1 pseudogene is annotated in these 323 nt (G+C 58.8%); it reads right to left on the bottom strand.

The window, feature by feature from the left end:
* Positions 1–78 precede the first annotated feature (78 nt).
* Positions 79–323, bottom strand: a pseudogene (locus ALO43_RS03805) (hypothetical protein); the annotation flags it as partial.

The following is a 323-nucleotide window of genomic DNA, read 5'->3' as shown; positions in this document are numbered from 1 at the left end:
GACGAATAGCTGCACCCGAAAGCGTAAAAAAGCCTGCCGCCGATGTGCTCGGCGACGGGTTTTACGCTACTTTCGGGTTCAGATGTCCCACACCACGTTGACGCTGAAGTTGCGTCCCGGCTGGGTCAGGCGATCCAGATTAGCGGGCGCTGTCACACCAGCTTCGCCCACGCCGTCGTAGCCGCGCACATCATCCCAGCGCCAGTATTTCTTGTCGGTCAGGTTGTACAGACCCGCATTGACGGTCACATCGTTGCTGACCTTGTAGTAGCCGCTCAGGTCCAGAATGCCGTAGCCCGGGGTCTTGAATTGACTGGAGGTGC

This window comes from Pseudomonas tremae (genome assembly GCF_001401155.1).
Lineage (GTDB): Bacteria > Pseudomonadota > Gammaproteobacteria > Pseudomonadales > Pseudomonadaceae > Aquipseudomonas > Aquipseudomonas tremae.
The sequence above is the reverse complement of the archived record's forward strand: the minus strand, read 5'-3'. Positions and strand labels throughout refer to the sequence as shown.